The organism is Kribbella sp. NPDC048837 (genome assembly GCF_055586945.1).
In genome coordinates this window covers 98,909-115,952 of the sequence record NZ_JBVJHF010000009.1, presented here as the reverse complement: position 1 = coordinate 115,952, position 17,044 = coordinate 98,909, and the positions used below count along the sequence as shown (strand labels likewise).

Below are 17,044 nucleotides of genomic sequence, written 5' to 3'. Positions count from 1 at the left end.
CTGGACCTGGTTGCGGCCTGTGGACGCAGACTGGGTCCGCACACAACTTGAGACTGCGGGAGATTCGATGAGCTCTGCCAAAGCCCAGATCGGCGTCACCGGACTCGCGGTGATGGGTCGCAACCTGGCCCGGAACCTCGCGCGCAACGGGTTCCGTGTCGCCCTGCACAACCGCTCCCAGGCGCGCACCGACTCCCTCGTCGAGGAGTTCGGCTCGGAGGGCGAGTTCGTCCCGTCCACCGACCTGGCCGGCTTCGTCGAGTCGCTCGAGCAGCCGCGCAAGATCATCATCATGGTCAAGGCCGGCGCGCCGACCGACGCGGTCATCGACGAACTGGTGCCGCTGCTCGCCGAGGGCGACATCGTCGTCGACGCCGGCAACGCGCACTTCCTGGACACCCGGCGCCGCGAGGCCGCGCTCCGCGAGCAGGGTCTGCACTTCGTCGGCAGCGGCGTGTCCGGCGGTGAGGAGGGCGCGCTGAACGGCCCGAGCATCATGCCGGGCGGATCGCCCGAGTCGTACGCGGCGCTCGAGCCGATGCTGACCAAGATCTCCGCGCACGTGCACGGCGAGCCGTGCTGCGTGCACGTCGGCCCGGACGGCGCGGGGCACTTCGTGAAGATGCTCCACAACGGCATCGAGTACGCCGACATGCAGCTGATCGCCGAGGCCTACGACCTGCTCCGGCACGTGCTCGGACTGTCCCCGGCCGAGCTGGCGGACGTGTTCCGGGACTGGAACACCGGTGACCTGGAGTCGTTCCTGATCGAGATCACCGCCGAGGTGCTCAGCCAGGTCGACCCGACCACCGGCGGCCCGTTCGTGGACGTCGTACTGGACCAGGCCGAGCAGAAGGGCACCGGTCGCTGGACCGTCCAGTCCGCGCTCGACCTCGGCATCCCGGTGAGTGGTATGGCCGAGGCTGTGTTCGCACGATCGCTGTCGGGTGACGTCGTACGGCGCTCCGCGGCAGCCGGCGTACTCCCGGGTCCGGCTGAGGCCAAGGCGGATGTGGACCGGGACGCGTTCATCGACGACGTACGGCACGCGCTGTACTCGTCGAAGCTGGTCGCGTACGCGCAGGGCTTCGACGCGATCCGGGCGGCCAGCGAGGAGTACGACTGGGACATCGACCTGGGTGCGATGGCGACCATCTGGCGCGGCGGCTGCATCATCCGCGCCCGGTTCCTGGACCGCATCAAGGAGGCGTACGACCGGAACCCGTCGCTGCCCTCGCTGCTGGTCGACGACTACTTCAAGGAAGCGGTTGCCAACGGGCAGGAGGCCTGGCGACGGGTGGTCGCGACGGCGGCACAGGTCGGCGTACCCGCTCCGGGCTTCTCAGCCGCTCTGTCGTACTACGACGGACTGCGGGCTGAGCGCCTGCCGGCTGCGCTGATCCAGGGACTGCGGGACCTGTTCGGTGCGCACACCTACAAGCGGGTCGACCGTGAGGGCACCTTCCACCTGGAGTGGTCCGGCGACCGCTCCGAGACGACCCAGTAGACCGCACCTGCCGCAACGCAGAGGAAGCCGGCCGCTCCGAGGCTCGCCACGGTGAATCCGTGTACGGCGTCGGAGCGGGCGGCAATGGTCGCGGCGACTGTGCTGAGCAGCGCCGTACCGAGTGACGCACCTACCTGCTGAGACGTCATCACCATGGCGCCGGCCACCGCACTGTCTGGGCCGGCGCCCAGGGTGGCGGTACTGTTCGCGGTGACCAGCACCCAGCCCGTACCGAGCCCGACCAGCAGGAACACCGGCATCACGTGCAGCCAGTAGCTGCTGTCTGCCTTCAGGAACCCGAGGAGCGTCAGTCCTGCGGCGATCGTGAGCAGTCCGGGACAGATGAGCGAGCGCACTGCCGCTCTGGCCAGCAGTCGGCTCACTGCGCGCACTCCAACCATCAGTCCGACCGTGAGCGGCAGGAAGGCCAGGCCGGCTCGCACGGGCGAGTAGTGCCGGATGTTCTGCAGGTAGAAGGTCAGGAAGAACAGCGCGGCGAACATGCCGATCGCCAGGCTGAACACCGCCAGGTACGACCCGCCTCGTCGGCGATCGAGGACGACGCGTAGTGGCAACAGTGGCGTCCTGACCCGCGCCTGCACTGTTATGAACGCAGTGAGGCACAAGACGCCCGCCACCAGCGACATCCAGGTCGCGGGGGCACTCCAGCCATCCGGCTCCGCCCTGGCGAACCCGAACACCAGCGCCATCAGACCTGCGGTCGCGAGCAGCGCACCCGCGATGTCGACTCGCACTCCGTCTCGTCTCGGCACCGGTCGAACGGCATACAGGACGCCGCCTGCTGCCAAAGCAGCGACAGGCAGGTTGACGTACATGCACCAGCGCCAGTCGAGGTAGTCGGTCAGCACACCACCGGCGAGGACGCCGAGACCGGACGCGCTCCCCATCACGGTGCCGTAGATGCCGAACGCCTTCCCGCGCTCGGCCGGCAGTGGGAAGGACGCAGCCAGGGTTGCCAGGACGGCGGGCGTCAGGAGTGCAGCGAAGACTCCTTGCAGGGCGCGGCCCGTGAGCAGCGTGGCTGGGCCGGTGGCCGCGCCACCGAGGGCCGACGCCGCCGCGAAGCCGGTCAGTCCGATGAGGAGGGCACGCCGGCGTCCGATGAGGTCGCTCAGTCGGCCGCCGAGCAGCAGGAGGCCGCCGTACCCGAGGGCGAAGAGGGTGATCACCCACTGGCGGGTGGAGTCCGGGAGTCCGAGTGATCGCTGCACGGACGGCAGTGCGATGTTCATGATCGTCAGGTCGATGCCGATCATCAGCTGCGCCGTCGCGACCGCTGCCAACGCCCACCAGCGCCGGGCGCTGACCTCTGGCGCGATGCCGGTGACCATGGTCAGAACATCCCGTTCGGGTTGGCGGACTCGGCCGGGACCGGCTGCATGACGTCCCAGTGCTCGACGATCTTGCCGTCGGGGTCGAGGCGGAAGATGTCGACGATCGCCGTCCCCGGTTGGCCCGGCACGCGGACGCCGTACACGTGGGCGACGACGTACTCGCCGTCGGCGAAGATCCGCTTGACCTCGGCGCGCAGTTCGGGGAAGTCCTGGCGGAGCGTCGCGAGGAATGCCTCGAAGCCGTCGATCCCGTCGGCGATCCGCGGGTTGTGCTGCCGGTAGCGGTCGCCGAGGAGGGCCGCCGCGGCCGGGAAGTTCTTCTGGTTGAGACCCACTTCGTAGAAGGCGAGAACGGTCTGCTTGTTGCGTTCGAGGTCCATGGGATTCCTTAAGTGAACAGCTGTAGTGCTACGACTGTAGGGCAACGGTCGTTGCAATACAATCGAGTTCATGGACGCGACCACGCCGACCCGCAACCGGAACCGCCGAGGGCAGGGGGAGCTGCTGCGGCGCGACATCATCGACGCGGCCGTGCGGATGCTGAACGAGCTCGGCGATGACGAGGCCCTCTCGCTGCGCGCCGTCGCCCGCGAGGTCGGGATCGCGGCGACGTCGGTGTACATCCACTTCGCGGACCGGGACGAGCTCGTGTTCGCCGCGCTCGAGCAGTGCACCGCGGACCTGATCCGCGACCTCGACCAGGCGGAAGCGAGCGGCGGCGACGATCCGGTGGAGCGGCTACGGGCACGGTTGCTGTTCCTGGGGACGTGGGTCCGGGAGTACGCCGGGCTCTACAAGGTGCTGCACGAGAGCACGCTGAACCGGCGGATGCACCTGGCCTTCAAGGAGGAGCTGGCCACGCGCGCGATGGCAGCCGTCCAGCGCTGCATGGACGCCGGCCTCGCGCCGGCCGACGATGCTGCCGCGGTCGCTTTCGACCTCCGGGCAGCCGTGCACGGCGCGGTGTCGATCCGGATCAACGAGCCGGAGGCCGACCTACCGCCGCTGCAGGACCAGATCGACCGCTTCCTGGTGAAGCTGCTCGGCGTTCGGCAGACTTGACAGCAGGTGGCGGTTTGGCTGGGAGTCGAACGTGTGTTCTAATAAACTCTCAGCGCCAGCCCGCTCACGGCGGGCGATGTTCAGAAGGAGATCGCCGCAACGATGACTGTAGACACTCTGGCAGCAGAAGCGCCGTCCACCGACGCCGACACTCCCGAAGCCTTGGTCCCATCTGTCGACAGCGCAGCCCCCGAAGACGCAGCCCCGCCGGCCGCCGACGCTCCCGTCGAGGAGAAGCCCAAGAAGGCTCCGGCCAAGAAGGCGGCCGCCAAGAAGACCAAGACCCTCGAGCTGACCCTCACCGTCACCGGCACCGCCGACGGCGAATGGCACGCCGAGCTCAAGCAGGGCTCCACCTACCTGGCCCGCAACCTCGCCGTCGCAGCCGCCGCCGTCTCCCGCGCCGCGAAGGAACTCCACGAGGACCTCTCCACCCCCATCGACGAGGTCATCGAAGCCGCCCGCGAACAGCAGGCCGCCAAGGTAGCCGCCCTCGAAGCCGAACTAGAAGCCGCCCGCAAGGCCCTCGCCGACCTCGCGGACTGACCCGCCGCCCCCTCAAGCCACACGCACCCCGGCCGAGCGTCTCGCCACGCCCCGGGGTGCGTGGCCCCACCCCAGCACCGGCCCACGACCTCAATCACAAGCGCCTTCCCCGCCTGCCTGACTTCCTCAACCACACTTGCCTCCCCCGCCTGCCTGACCTCCTCAACCACACCTGCCTCCCCCGCCTGCCTGACCTCCTCAACCACACCTGCCTCCCCCGCCTGCCCGGTCGCCTCGACCCCAGCTGCTGACGTTTGGTGGTTCCCACCCGTCCAGCCGGCGGATCGCGTGGGCACCACCCGCACGAGGGTGGGAAGCACCAAACGGCAGCTACCCGCACCCACCACCAAACGCAGCGGCAGCGGCACCCCCGCCCCACGGCCGCCACCCCTTACCACGCCCGAAGTACAGCTGGAAATGTGACGAACCCGCCGCGCCGGATCGCTGGGCGTGGGCATGCCCCAAGCCGTACCGTGTTTCTCTGGGCCGATCCCACCGGGCCCTGACCGCTCCGAACCGAAGGGGTCAGATGAGTACTTTCCAGGACATGGGATCGCTGCTGCTGGTGCGCGGTGCCGACGAACTCGAGCACGCGGGCGGGAGCCTGTACGTGCACCTCCACCGCGTCGCCAAGCGCCTGACCTCCCTCGGCGCCTCCGACACCCTCGCCCTGGCCGGCCTCGCGCACGCGGCGTACGGGACCGACGGCTTCCCGACCCACCTGTTCGACTGGCAGACCGAGCGCCCGGTGCTGGAGTCCGTCATCGGCACCGAGGCCGAGCTGATCGTCTACCGCTACGGCTCCTGCGAACGCGAGACCACCTGGCGCGACCTCGCCGAGCACCACACCGTCACCGACCGCTTCACCGGTACGTCGGAGGAGCTGAGCACCGCGGACCTCCGCGACTTCATCGACCTCACGATCGTCAACGAACTCGACGTCCTGGATCACGCCCCCGCCCTGGCCCCGAAGCTCCGCCCTTTCCTCCAGGAACAGATCCCCCGCTGGCAATCGCTCGCCTCCCCCGCCGTCCTCACCGAATCCCAACGCACCCTCCAGCCGTAACGCCAGAAGCCGAGCTTGAGGCGACGGTCAGACTTGGGGCGTGAAACGGTTCCTGCGCCGGGTGTTGCTGAGCATCCTCGGTCTCTGGCTGATCGTCACGGCCGCATCACTCGGGTACAACGCCTTCACCAGCGGAACCGCCGCACGACCCCCAGGCCTCAAGTTCGTCCAGACCGGTGACATCAAGACGCGCTACGACACCTGGGGTACGACGGGCACACCGATCGTGCTCGTCCATGGCGCCGTGGAATCGGTCGACACCTGGTCCCGTCTCGCACCCCTGCTCGCGACCAACCACCGGGTCTACGCCTACGACATCACCGGCTACGGCTACAGCGAACGCAAAGCGCCGTACACCGTCGAACACCTCGGCGCCCAACTCCTGGCGTTCCTCGACGCCATGCACCTCGGCGGTCCCGGCCAACCGCGCCCGATCCTCGTCGGTCACTCCCTGGGCGCCGGCATCGCCGCGGAGGCCACGCTCGAGGCACCGACCCGCATCGGCGGAATCATGTTCCTCGACGGCGACGGTCTGCCGTTGCCCGGCGGTGATTCCGGCGTACGGCGGGTTGTCGTTCCGCCGTACCGCACGACGCTGCTCCGCCTCGTCCTCGGCTCGGACTGGCTGATCCGCAAGATCTACAACAACACGTGCGCGCCCAACTGCCCCGCGCCGGACGTCGACCAGTGGACGCGCCCCTTCCGCCAACCCGGCGCGGAGAAGGCGATCTGGCAAATGACCGCCCACGGCATCCCCGCGGTCTCCCCCGAACGCCTGTCCCAACTCCGCGACCTCCCCATCCCCAAGTCGGTCGTCTTCGGCGCCCTGGACACCAACGGCGGCAACCCCACCGAAACCGCCACCCGCATCGGCGCCCCCACCCCCACCCTCATCCCCAACGCCAACCACCTAACCCCCATCTCCAACCCCACCGAAGTAGCCACCGCCATCAACGCCTTCCGCTAACCCCCAGCCGCACGGCGGCGTCGACGATCCGCTCCTCGAGGCAGTCCGAGCCACGGCAGCCTGGCCGCCGCCGCGGGTGCCGAGGCTGAACCCGCCGTCCTCGCCACGCGCGAGGCATCACGACGTACGAGAGGCCGAGCAGGCACGCCGGACCCGACGTGTGCCACACGCGCGGTGAGCGGAGGTGCAGGCACCCTCGCGCAGATCTCGAGCCGCCGTCCGCATGACCCGCGGGATCTCGTCCTGACCTCCAGGCGCCGCACCGGATGACGGCGGAGCTCGGCTGGGGTTTCTGGAAATCGGGGGTGGGGCGACGGATGATCGGGATATGGCCCGTTATGAAGTGGTTGCTCGCGCGAGGACTGACCGACGACTGTCCGAATCCGACTATCTCGAGCTCGCGATGAAGTCGTGGGCCCTGGACAAAGGCATGCGGTTCCAGCGGGTCGAGGATCTCCCCGACGGAACCGTCGCGATCGTGCTGCAGCACAAGATGGCGGCGCGCAAACACGACGAGGCCTGCGGCATGGCGAACCGAAGCCTCGCCCAACTCGGCTTCCCAGCCTCCCAGGTCCAGCAGATAGACCTCCACCGCCTCTCCCGCAAGGGCCGCACCCTGGTCCGCTCCTGGAACACCCGCCAAGACCCACCCGGCACCGCCGGCGACCGCGAACCCCGCCGCCCCAACCCCACACCCCCACACCTCAACGCAGCCCTAGACCTCCCCCAGGACTGACACCCCCTCACCCGCGGCTCGTGGGCGCGCGAGCTGACCCATCCCGCACGCGCGCGGGCTAACCCGTCCCGCCGCTTCACTCATCCGCGGTGTGGGGGTGTGAGGGCCAACCCGACCGGCAAGTGCACTTACCCGCGGTGCGCGGATGTCAGCGCCAGCCCCACCGGCAGCACCGCGCACACCCACGGGAGTGCGGGTAAGGGCCAACCTGACCGGCAGCCTCACCGACCCGCGGCATGTGGGCCGGTGCCAGCCCGACCGGCAGCGTCACTCACCCCCGCATGTGGGCCGATGCCAGCCAGCAGCGCCACTCACCTGCGGCCGTCGGCGAGCGCTAGCTGACGGGCGGTGCACTCGCCCGTGGGCTGCTAACGCGACCGGCGGGTGTGCTTGCCCGCGGGCTGTGGGTGGGTTGCGCGACTGACAGTCGGGTCGCCGCGGGGAACAGGTCCCGCTCGGTTTCCGACCAGCGGCCGTAGTCGGTGGAGTGGGTTAGGGGGTGAAGACTTCGAAGCGGGTGGCGTACTTGGTGCCCAGGAGGGTGCCGGCGGGGCGGGAGACGCCTTCGAGGAATTCTTCGGGGTCGAAGTTGGGCCAGTCGAGGCCGTCTATGTAGGCCTTGTGGGCTTTGAGGGACTTGATGCCGATGTCGAAGGTTTCGGTGGTGTCGGCGGCGTGGCGGGCCCGGGGTGAGCCGGCGGCCCAGACCTGGCGGACTCCGTTCCAGCGTTCGCCGGCCTCCGAGAAGATCCACCGGTTGGCGGCGTCGCGGACGGCGTCGAGGGTGGCGCGGCCGGTGTTGATGTGATCGGCCTGGTTGAGGAGTACGTCGCCGTCCCAGCTGTCGCGGAAGTTGTTGGTGATCACGATCTCCGGCTGATGCCGGCGGATCACCTCGGTGATGACGCGGCGGAGCGCGACGCCGTACTCGATGGTGCCGTCCGGCTGGCCGAGGAACTCGACCGACGAGACGCCGACGATCCGCGCGGACTCGATCTGCTCGGCTTCGCGCAGCGGACCGCATTCTTGTGGTGCGACACCGTCGATCCCTGCCTCGCCGGAGGTGAGCAGGCAGTACACGACCTCTTTCCCCTGCCCGGTCCATCGCGCGACCGCCGCGGCCGACCCGAACTCCAGGTCGTCCGGATGCGCGACCACCGCCAGTGCTTTGTGCCAGTCCTCGACAACCGGTTCGAGCCTCTCCGCAGCATTCATTCCCGCAGGCTAGCCTGCACCACACCACCCCGGAAGTACCTTTGCCCAAAGGGGCCATCCGCCGACGGACGTGGGGGCGGAGGGGTCAGCCGAAGACCCGATGGGGTGGTGCGAGGCCTGGAGGGTTAGCCGAAGACTTGGCGGGTGTAGGGGTTTTGGAAGGTTTGGTGGGGGTCCAGGCGGTTGCGAACTGCTAGGTAGTCGTCGAAGTGGGGGTAGCGGGTGCGGAGGTCCTGGGCGGTGAGGGTGTGGAGTTTGCCCCAGTGGGGGCGGCCGTTGTAGTCGGCAACGATGCGTTCGAAGGCGCGGAAGTACGGGTCGTGGGGTAGGCGGTGGTACTGGTGGATCGCGATGTAGGCGGTGTCTCGGCCGAAGGCGGTGGAGAGCCAGATGTCGTCGGGGGCGGCGACTCGGACCTCGATCGGGAACGGGATACGCGAGCCTGAGGTGTCAATCCAGTCGCGGAGGCGGTGGATGACGTCGACCACGTGTTCGCGCGGTACGGCGTACTCCGATTCGCGGAAGATCACGTTGCGTTCGGAACAGAAGACCTTGTACGACGAATCGACGTACTCGCGGGCAGACAGGGCGCGGGAGGCGATCCGGTTGATTCGTGGGACCAGGGTGGGGCGGCGGACCGCGATCCGGTTGGTGAGCTCGAAGACCTTGTTGGACAGGAGTTCGTCGTCGACCCAGCCGCGGACCCGGCCGACCGGGGACGCGCCGACGCCCGGCGCGACACGGTTGTTGCGTTTGGTCAGCGCGATGTCGGTGTGCGGGAACCAGTAGAACTCGAAGTGATCGTTGCCATCGGCAAGCTCGTCGAAGCCGGTCAGGACTTCGCTCAGCGGGAGTGGCATCTCCTGGGCGCGGAGGAGGAAGGCGGGGACGCACTGCAGGGTGAGCGAGCTGATCACGCCGAGCGCGCCGACGGAGATGCGGGCTGCGCCGAAGACGTCCGGGTTCTCTTCTGCTGAGCAGTGCAGGATCGAGCCGTCGGCGGTGACGAGGTCGAGCGCGACGACCTGGGTGGCGAGGCCGCCGAGGCGCGCGCCGGTGCCGTGGGTGCCGGTGGAGATCGCGCCGGAGATGGTCTGTTTGTCGATGTCGCCGAGGTTCGCCATCGCGAGGTCGAAGGCGGCGAGGCCGGCGTTGAGTTTGCGCAGGCCGGTGCCCGCGCCGACGGTCACCCGGCCGGAATCCTTGTCCGCGTGGATGATCGAGGACAGGCCATCCATCCGGATCATCACCTGCTCGGGCACGGAGCAGCCGGTGAACGAGTGGCCGGAGCCGACCGCCTTGAGCTTCTTGCCCTGCTCGGCCGCGGACTTCACCACCGCCGCGAGCTCGTCGGCCGAGGTCGGACGCAGGATCTCCACGCCGGTCGCCGACTCCGTACCGGCCCAGTTCCGCCAGGTATTCATCCCATCCTCCCGTCGCCCCGCCCGAAGACAAGATCACTCAACCACCCACCGCCCCGGAAGGCCGCGAGGTCACTCACGCAGGTGCTCATCCTGTCGCGCCGACCGATGGCAAGGTAACTCGACCAGGTGCTCAGCCCGTCCTGGCGGGAGGTGGCGAAGTCGCTCACCCAGCTACTCAGCCCGTCGCGTGTGAAGGTGGCGCGGTCGCTCAGCCCGGCGCGGCGGGAGGCGACGCGGGCGCTCAGGCTCCCGCGCCGCCCGGTGACGAGGGCAGTCGGGCAGGCGCTCAGCCTCGCCCGGTGGGAGGTGGCGCGGGCGCTCAGGCTGGTGCTCAGGCCGTTGGGGCGGGAGGTGGTGAGGTGGCTCGGCGGGGGGGTCATCCGAAGTTCTTTCCCTCGCCTCGGTAGGTCGGGAGCTCGGTCAGGTTGTCGCCGTCTATTGCGTGTAGGACATCGAATCGCTCCAGCATTTCGCCCGCCTTTGCATAGCGCATCCAGACTCTGTCTCCAAGATGCAGCCCGGCGGCGGAACTCCCAAGGACCGGAGTCTGCACTTCTCCGGCACCTTCTGTGCCCAGCAGCTTCAAGCCGGACGGCCAGGCCGGCAACGGCAAGCGTGACTTCTTGGCCGGGCCGGAGGCGACGTAGCCGCCGCCGAAGAGCGTGGCGATCCGCGGGGCAGGACGCCGTACGACGTCCAGCGCGTAGGCGACCGCGTGCTCCGGCTGGAAGACGTCGTACTTGTCGAAGAGCGTGGGGCCGTAGAAGCCGGAACCGGCGGTGACCTCGGTGACGACCGGGTCAGCGCTGCTGACCTCGAGGCTCCCGGTGCCGCCGCTGTTGACGAGCCGGATCGGCGCGAACTGCTTGACCGCGTCGACGACCGCGCCGCGGCGGTCGGCGAGTTCGGCGGCGGAGCGGCGCTTCACCCAGCGGACGGCCGGTGAGGTGTCGGGCAGGCCCGCGATCTGGGCCTCGTAGAACATCACGCCGGTCAGTTCGAAGGCGTCGTCGGAGGCGACCGTACGGGCGAGGGCGGCGACGTCGGCGGGGGTGCGTAGGGGTGAGCGGCGTACGCCGAGGTGCTGGCCGAGGACTCGGAGCGAGGCGTCTACGTCGAGGCAGACCTGGATGCGGGCGCCGCCGGTGGTGACGGACTTGATGAAGGCCAGGTGCTCGGGTGAGTCGATCATCAGGGTGATCTTCGCGGCCGCCTCGGGGTCGTTGGAGAGGGCGCGGAGGGCGGTGCGGTGGGTGGTCGGGTAGCCGAGCAGGATGTCGTCGATGCCGTTGCGGGCGAGCCAGAGGGCTTCCGGGAGGGCATAGCTCATCACCCCGTGGAATCCGGAGCGTTTGAGGGCGGCTGCGATGAGGGCGCGGCAGCGTACGGACTTGGAGGCGATCCGGATCGGGGTGCCGGCGGCGCGGCGGACCAGGTCGTCGGCGTTCCGGCGGAACGCGGCGAGGTCGATGACGGCGTACGGCGCGTCGAGGTTCGCGGTCAGGCGGGCATACCGGTCGAAGTCACCCATAACCGGAGTCTAGGACAAACAATACTGAATGGTAATACAACTTCTGGTTCAGTTTGCTTGCGGGAGAGCAGGCGCCTGCAGCGCCGGAGGTGAGGCGGGGGCGGGTCTTTAGGGCCGGGCTGGGGCGGGGTTGGCCGGCCGGGGGCGTTGAAGGCGGGCGGGGTGGGGTGGCTCAGGCTCGAGAGGCGTCGCGGACGGGGTGAGCGGGCAGGTCGGGTTGGGGCGGCCGGGCTGAGGCGGGGCTGGGGGTGAAGGCGGGGCGGCGTGGGGCGTTTCTGACTCAGGCGCGAGGAGCCGGAGACGGGGTGAGGGGCCCGGGTGGGCCGGGACGGGGCGGGCTTGGGTGAGCCGGGCTGGGCCGGGCGGGGCTAGGGGGTGTCGATGGTGGATTGGAGGGTTTGGGCGGTGGTGTGGGACCAGGCGGATTGGGATTGGGGGGTGGTTGAGGTGGTGGCTAGGAGAGCGACTGTGGTGCCTTGGACTACGGAGATGTCTATGTAGGACTCGGCTCCGGCGTAGGAGCGGATGGCGGTGGCGGCGGTTTGTTCGGACCAGAGTCCGCTCACCGAGAGGTCGCCGCCGGTGCCGCAGGACTTCATGCGGGTTTGGTAGCCGGTGAAGTAGGCGGTGGCCTTGGCGGCGTCGGTGAAGCGCAGGAGCAAGGCAGTGGCGGGGAGGGCGTCGGGGGTGCGGTAGCTGCCGGCCAGGGCGTACTGCGGGACCGGGAGCGAGCCCGTCACCGGCTGGCCGGAGCAGCCGGAGGGGAGTGCCTCGAAGGCGGCCTGGTGTGGGTCACGGCGACGGGTCCAGGTGTTGTTCCCGAGGAACCCGGCCTCCGCGCCGCCCGGGTCGACGTATGTCTTCCAGCCGGTGCCGAGCTTGTCAGGCGTCGGCAGGTTGCGGGCGCTCAGCGGTCCGGCGGTGGCGGGAGGTGGCGCGGTTGCTTCCTCTGGCAGTTCGGGCGGAACGGCGGCATCGGTGGGCTTGGCCGTGCTCAACGTGTTCGTCGGCACCGGCACAGTGCCACCGACCGTGCTGGGGATGGGCGTCGAGGTGGGAGCAGCAGCCTGGGGCCCCGAAGCTGCCCCAGTGCTGCAGCCCACCAGCAGCGCCGACACCCCCACAGCGGCTACGAGGGTTTTCACTTCGGCTCGAAGTGCTGGTAGTCGGGTTTGGCCCAGCCGGCGCCCCAGAAGTAGCCCTGGGCAATCAGTGCCTTGGTGGCGGTGCTGCTCGTGAAGAGCATGCCCGGACGCGACACGGAGCGGTCGCGGTAGGCAAGCCCGTTCGACGGGTACCAGACGCCGTTCGCGGCCAGGTACGGGTTCTCGACCGTGTTGATGTCGATCGCCCAGCCGTAGGAGTGCGGGGAGAGCGAGTACGGGTCACCGGTGACCCGGCGGCAGTTGAAGGCCGAGGTGTTGTCGGCCGCCATCGACTTGATGTCGCTGCCGCCGAACACGTCCACCCGCCGCATCTGCCGGATCGGGAACTTGGACGCGAACGTCGAGGTCCACACGGTGATCATCTTCGACACCGCGGCGTCGCGCAGGATCAGCTCACCGCGGTGCACCTTGCCGTCGAAGCCCCAGTAGTTCAGCTGCAGTAGCCGCAGGGACGACGGTGTGACCGGGCAGCCGGCCCGGTACGTGTTCGGCACCATGGCGGCCGAGACGGCGTACACCTTCGGGTTCAGAGCGGCCTTGACCACGATCGTGGCCAGGCCGGAGTACTCCATCGCGGGCTGGCTGACGTAACGGGTCAGGACGCGCACCGTCCGGGTGGACGGTATGTCGTCCGGGACCCGGAGCCGGAAGTTGCCGGCCGCATCCATCGTCGCGATACTCAGCAGCCGCCACTTGCCGCTGCCGAGGTAGTCCTGCAGTGCGAGCTCCTTGCCCGGCTCGGCCGGCGTCATCCGCCCGGTCACCGAGACTCCGGTCAGCGTCGCGTACCAGGCGGCCGGCGTGTTGATGACGATCTTGCGGTCCTGGATCGGCACGGTCCGGTACGCCGAGATCGCGAGCGCGGTCGTGTCCTTCACGCCGATCATGGTCCGGAACGCCCAAGTACCCGTGTACGCCGAGATGTAGCTGAACTTGTACACCCCACCGGCCGTGGTCCGGGTCGACCCTCGCAGCACCCACGCCCCCGGGACGCGCTGCCACAGCGTGATGTAGGAGCCGGTGATCGGCTGGCTGATCTTGCCGGTGAAGATCGTCGGCTTGTCCTCCCAGGACGCGGCCGGCTGGTCCAGCGTGATGGACCACGCCGCCGCCGGCGTGGCAGTAGGCGTGGGAGTCGGCGTCGGCGTCGGCTCCTCGACCGCAGGCGTGTCGACCGGAGCAGGCGGGGTCGCGGTCGGACCGACCGCACCGGTCGGCGACGTGGGACCGACCGCGGCGGTCGGCGAAGTCGACGGTGTCACCGTCGGATCGTCAACCGCGTGGGCAGCACCTACCGGCACCATCCCCAACAGCAGTACGCCTGCCACCCCGATGCAACGCCATCTATTGCGCATGCCTCCCCCTCCTTGGGTTCACCTACCCACATAAGAGGCAGTCACACAAGAAGACGTCACACCGGACGAGGAAGTTCTGTTAGTCCTGCAGTCTTTTCACCGCGGCGTCGATGCGCTCGTCCGTCCCGGTCAGCGCCACCCGGACGTGCCGCTCCCCCGCCGCGCCGTAAAAGGCGCCCGGCGCAACCAAGATGCCCAGGTCCGCCAGCGCCCCCACGGAGCCGTAGGCGTCGTACGCCGGATGCGAAGCCCACAGGTACAGCCCGCCGTTGGACAGCGTGATCTCCCAGCCGGCATCGGTGAGCGCTTCGCGAAGGACCGCCCGCCGGCGCAGGTACCGCGCCCGCTGCTCCTCCACATGCGTGTCGTCTGCGAATGCCACCGCCATGGCGGCCTGAATCGGCGACGGCACCATCAGCCCCGCGTGCTTCCGTACGGCGAGCAACTCGGTGACAACCGACGTGTCACCGGCCACGAACCCACCGCGGTAGCCGGCCAGGTTGGACCGCTTGGACAGCGAGTGCACCGCGAGCAGATTGTCGAAGCTGCCACCGCACACCTCCGGGTGCAGCACGGACACCGGCCGCGCGTCCCAGCCGAACTCGGCGTAGCACTCGTCGCTGACCAGCAGTACGCCGTTCGCCCGCGCCCACTCGACCGCCCGCCGCAGATCGTCCACCGACGTGATCTCACCGGACGGATTGCGCGGGGAGTTCAGATACGCCACCCGCACCGGCCCCTCAAAGGCAGTCGGGTCCGCGATCGGCACGCTGGTCGCGCGGGCCAGCGCGGCACCCGCCTCGTACGTCGGGTAGGCCAGGTCCGGGATCAGGACGGTGTCACCGGCTCCGACGCCCAGCAGCGTCGGCAGCAGCATGATCAGCTCCTTGGTGCCGATCACCGGCAGTACGCCGGTCTGCGGGTCCACTCCGGTGACGTCGAGACGCCGGGCCATCCAGTCCACAGCGGCTTGCCGGACGGACGCCGTACCGATGGTGGTCGGGTACGCCGGGGCGTCTGCCGCGTCGGCCAGGGCCTTCTTCACCAGGTCCGGCACCGGGTCCACCGGACTGCCGATGGACAGGTCGACGATGCCGTCGGGGTGCTCGGCCGCCTTCTGCTTGTACGGGGCGAGCTTGTCCCACGGGAAATCAGGCAACCGGGTGGAGGTCTCGAAGATCACTGCGCCATTGTGTCAGCACGGCTTTCCGGGATCGACCTTGTCTAGGATCTGGTCGGCGATCACCTTGAGCTGGGCGAGCTGGTCCGGCGTGAGCGTGTCGATGACGTACTCGCGGACCGTCGCGACGTGCCCGGGAGCCGCGGCGACGAGGATCTCGTAGCCGGCGTCGGTCATGGTGGCGACGGTGATCCGGCCGTCGTCCTCGGCCGGACGGCGTTCGACGAAACCGCGCTGCTCGAGGCGCTTGACCACGTGCGACAGTCGTGACAGCGAGCCGTTCGCGAAGCCGGCCAGGTCGCTCATCCGGCGCGACCGGTCGGGTGACTCGGACAGCCCGGCGAGCACCAGGTACTCGAAGTGGGTCAGCCCGGAGTCACGCTGCAGCTGGTAGTCCAGGACGCCGGGCAGCTTGAACATCAACGCGGCCAGCGACATCCAGCTCGCCAGCTCGTCCTTCTCCAACCACCGCGGTTCACCCTCCACGAGACCATGGTACCGACTTAGTTGACGCTTCAAGTCACCCGAGCTACCTTTGGGTTGACGCATCAACTGATGACCGAGAGTGAGACATGAACATCTTTCTGTGGATCGTCGCCGGAATCCTGGCCGCCTTCTTCCTCGCCGCCGGAGCGACCAAGCTGACCCAGAGCCGGCGCAAGCTGCTGGCGAACCCGAACATGCAGTGGGTCGAGGACTTCTCCGCCGGCACGATCAAGCTGATCGGTACCGCCGAGGTGCTCGGCGCGCTCGGCCTGATCCTGCCCGGCGCCCTCGGCATCGCCCCGATCCTGGTCCCGCTCGCCGCGACCGGGCTCGGCGTGATCATGATCGGCGCGATCATCACCCACGGCCGCCGCAAGGAGCCGCAGCCGATCGTGATCAACGCGGTCGTGCTCGTCCTGGCCGTCCTGGTGGCCGTCTTCCGGTTCGGCCCGAACAGCTTCTAGGCCGCCCGCCACGTCCACCGGCCGGCGAGCAACGTCGCGTGGACCAGGGTGGTGCGGAGAGCCTCGACGGTGGCGACCACCGGGTCGGCATCGAGTACGACGAGATCCGCCGCACCACCCTCGACCGGAGTCCGGCCGCCGCGCGTCGACGCGTCCAGCGCGGCGGTGACCGGGGTCTCCTGCTCGGGGTGCCACGACTGTCGCCCATCGTCCGAGCGGTGCACCGCGGCCGCGATCGACAGCCAGGGATCGAGCGGCGCGACCGGCGCATCGGACCCGAGCCGCAGGTCAGCCCCAGCAGCGAGCAGACCGCCGAAGGCGAACGCCCGATCGGTCCGCCCGGCCCAGTGCCGGTCCGCCACGTCCCGATCGTCCAGCGCATGCACCGGCGGCGCTGTTCAACCAGCCGCAGTGCAGGTCTCCACTGGCCAGTGCCACCGGTACGTCACCGGAGACCTCGTCGAGGCTCGTCCGGCCATAGCCCGTCACGGAACCCGTACCCGAGCAGTGCGACACCGGCCGGCGGCGGATCGGTGGCGAGCCGGTCCCTGACCCGGTCCGCGACCTCCCGGGCGGACGTCGTACCGGACAGGTCGAGGTGCTGGCGGGACAGCGCCCACTGCTGGAAATGCACGTGGTTATCGCGGCGGAGCAGGAGGTCAGCGGAAGTCATGGCCCATACTCTGCGGGTCGTGGGGGCCGGTGCAGGACCACGAGCAGGGGCTGAATCCGGGCGAACCGAAGGCTCGCTGGCGCGTTGACGAGTGGGCTCGCGACCGCACGGCCGAACGATTGCCGGAGCTCCAGGCGTTCACCCTGCGCGCCGAGCAGGTCTCCGCGAAGGTGAAGATGGGACAGAATCGGACCGAAGGTGACCGGGTGGGGACCATGGCCGCACTGCACGATTCGCCGCGCACGGACCACCAAGTGGTGGAAGGCTTGATGCGCGCACGCTACGACAGTGACGGCCGGGCGAAGGGGTGA

The 17,044-nt window shown here is 69.1% G+C and carries 19 protein-coding genes; 8 read left to right on the top strand and 11 right to left on the bottom strand.

The features are described 5' to 3' along the window. The first annotated feature begins 67 nt into the window (after nt 1-67). Entirely contained in the window at nt 68-1,507 is a 1,440-nt protein-coding gene (gndA, locus tag ACZ6O0_RS35220) for an NADP-dependent phosphogluconate dehydrogenase (protein ID WP_465769368.1), read from the top strand. Here the strand turns inward: gndA and ACZ6O0_RS35215 are convergent. Together ACZ6O0_RS35215 and ACZ6O0_RS35210 are read right to left on the bottom strand one after the other, a co-directional pair. Further along, on the bottom strand, nt 1,435-2,859 hold the full coding sequence (locus ACZ6O0_RS35215) for an MFS transporter (protein WP_465769367.1): 1,425 nt from the start codon (nt 2,857-2,859) through the stop codon (nt 1,435-1,437). The two genes, gndA and ACZ6O0_RS35215, sit on opposite strands and share 73 nt — an antisense overlap. Before the next feature lie 2 nt (nt 2,860-2,861). Next, a complete protein-coding gene (locus tag ACZ6O0_RS35210; RefSeq protein ID WP_465769366.1) occupies nt 2,862-3,242 on the bottom strand; it encodes a nuclear transport factor 2 family protein in 381 nt (126 codons plus the stop codon). 70 nt (nt 3,243-3,312) lie between these two features. Here ACZ6O0_RS35210 and ACZ6O0_RS35205 point away from each other — a divergent pair, with 70 nt between their 5' ends. From ACZ6O0_RS35205 to ACZ6O0_RS35185, 5 genes are all read left to right on the top strand, one after another. Continuing rightward, nucleotides 3,313-3,924, top strand: a complete 612-nt coding sequence (locus ACZ6O0_RS35205; RefSeq protein WP_465769365.1) for a TetR/AcrR family transcriptional regulator — start codon at nt 3,313-3,315, stop codon at nt 3,922-3,924. Between the two features lie 102 nt (nt 3,925-4,026). After that, nucleotides 4,027-4,470: a DUF6319 family protein gene (locus tag ACZ6O0_RS35200; RefSeq protein WP_465769364.1), complete on the top strand. Its 444-nt coding sequence runs from the start codon at nt 4,027-4,029 to the stop codon at nt 4,468-4,470. Nucleotides 4,471-4,999: 529 nt separating this feature from the next. Next, entirely contained in the window at nt 5,000-5,536 is a 537-nt protein-coding gene (locus ACZ6O0_RS35195; RefSeq protein WP_465769363.1) for a DUF6817 domain-containing protein, read from the top strand. A gap of 40 nt (nt 5,537-5,576) precedes the next feature. Beyond that, on the top strand, nt 5,577-6,503 hold the full coding sequence (locus ACZ6O0_RS35190; protein ID WP_465769362.1) for an alpha/beta fold hydrolase: 927 nt from the start codon (nt 5,577-5,579) through the stop codon (nt 6,501-6,503). 328 nt (nt 6,504-6,831) lie between these two features. Beyond that, the gene (locus ACZ6O0_RS35185) at nt 6,832-7,239 is read left to right on the top strand and encodes a hypothetical protein (protein ID WP_465769361.1); all 408 of its coding nucleotides are present in this window, start codon (nt 6,832-6,834) and stop codon (nt 7,237-7,239) included. A gap of 492 nt (nt 7,240-7,731) precedes the next feature. Here ACZ6O0_RS35185 and ACZ6O0_RS35180 read toward each other — a convergent pair whose 3' ends face one another. From ACZ6O0_RS35180 to ACZ6O0_RS35150, 7 genes are all read right to left on the bottom strand, one after another. Continuing rightward, nucleotides 7,732-8,454, bottom strand: a complete 723-nt coding sequence (locus tag ACZ6O0_RS35180) for a PIG-L deacetylase family protein (protein WP_465769360.1) — start codon at nt 8,452-8,454, stop codon at nt 7,732-7,734. Nucleotides 8,455-8,579: 125 nt separating this feature from the next. Beyond that, nucleotides 8,580-9,878, bottom strand: coding sequence for a D-arabinono-1,4-lactone oxidase (locus tag ACZ6O0_RS35175; protein ID WP_465769359.1), 1,299 nt, complete (start codon nt 9,876-9,878; stop codon nt 8,580-8,582). A gap of 376 nt (nt 9,879-10,254) precedes the next feature. Further along, nucleotides 10,255-11,409, bottom strand: coding sequence for an amino acid deaminase/aldolase (locus ACZ6O0_RS35170; protein WP_465769358.1), 1,155 nt, complete (start codon nt 11,407-11,409; stop codon nt 10,255-10,257). Between the two features lie 368 nt (nt 11,410-11,777). Further along, nucleotides 11,778-12,422: a hypothetical protein gene (locus ACZ6O0_RS35165; RefSeq protein ID WP_465769357.1), complete on the bottom strand. Its 645-nt coding sequence runs from the start codon at nt 12,420-12,422 to the stop codon at nt 11,778-11,780. 128 nt (nt 12,423-12,550) lie between these two features. After that, nucleotides 12,551-13,837 (bottom strand): M15 family metallopeptidase, encoded by a 1,287-nt coding sequence (locus ACZ6O0_RS35160; RefSeq protein ID WP_465769356.1) that lies wholly within the window; start codon nt 13,835-13,837, stop codon nt 12,551-12,553. A gap of 172 nt (nt 13,838-14,009) precedes the next feature. Beyond that, entirely contained in the window at nt 14,010-15,110 is a 1,101-nt protein-coding gene (dapC, locus tag ACZ6O0_RS35155) for a succinyldiaminopimelate transaminase (protein WP_465769734.1), read from the bottom strand. A gap of 15 nt (nt 15,111-15,125) precedes the next feature. Then, nucleotides 15,126-15,596, bottom strand: coding sequence for a MarR family winged helix-turn-helix transcriptional regulator (locus ACZ6O0_RS35150; protein WP_465769355.1), 471 nt, complete (start codon nt 15,594-15,596; stop codon nt 15,126-15,128). A gap of 86 nt (nt 15,597-15,682) precedes the next feature. Here ACZ6O0_RS35150 and ACZ6O0_RS35145 point away from each other — a divergent pair, with 86 nt between their 5' ends. After that, nucleotides 15,683-16,060, top strand: a complete 378-nt coding sequence (locus ACZ6O0_RS35145; protein ID WP_465769354.1) for a DoxX family protein — start codon at nt 15,683-15,685, stop codon at nt 16,058-16,060. Here the strand turns inward: ACZ6O0_RS35145 and ACZ6O0_RS35140 are convergent. Next, complete coding sequence (locus ACZ6O0_RS35140) at nt 16,057-16,446, bottom strand: amidohydrolase family protein (RefSeq protein ID WP_465769353.1); 390 nt, start codon at nt 16,444-16,446, stop codon at nt 16,057-16,059. The genes ACZ6O0_RS35145 and ACZ6O0_RS35140 overlap by 4 nt on opposite strands. Before the next feature lie 59 nt (nt 16,447-16,505). Beyond that, a complete protein-coding gene (locus ACZ6O0_RS35135; protein WP_465769352.1) occupies nt 16,506-16,733 on the bottom strand; it encodes a hypothetical protein in 228 nt (75 codons plus the stop codon). Between the two features lie 29 nt (nt 16,734-16,762). Here ACZ6O0_RS35135 and ACZ6O0_RS35130 point away from each other — a divergent pair, with 29 nt between their 5' ends. Beyond that, entirely contained in the window at nt 16,763-17,044 is a 282-nt protein-coding gene (locus tag ACZ6O0_RS35130; RefSeq protein ID WP_465769351.1) for a hypothetical protein, read from the top strand.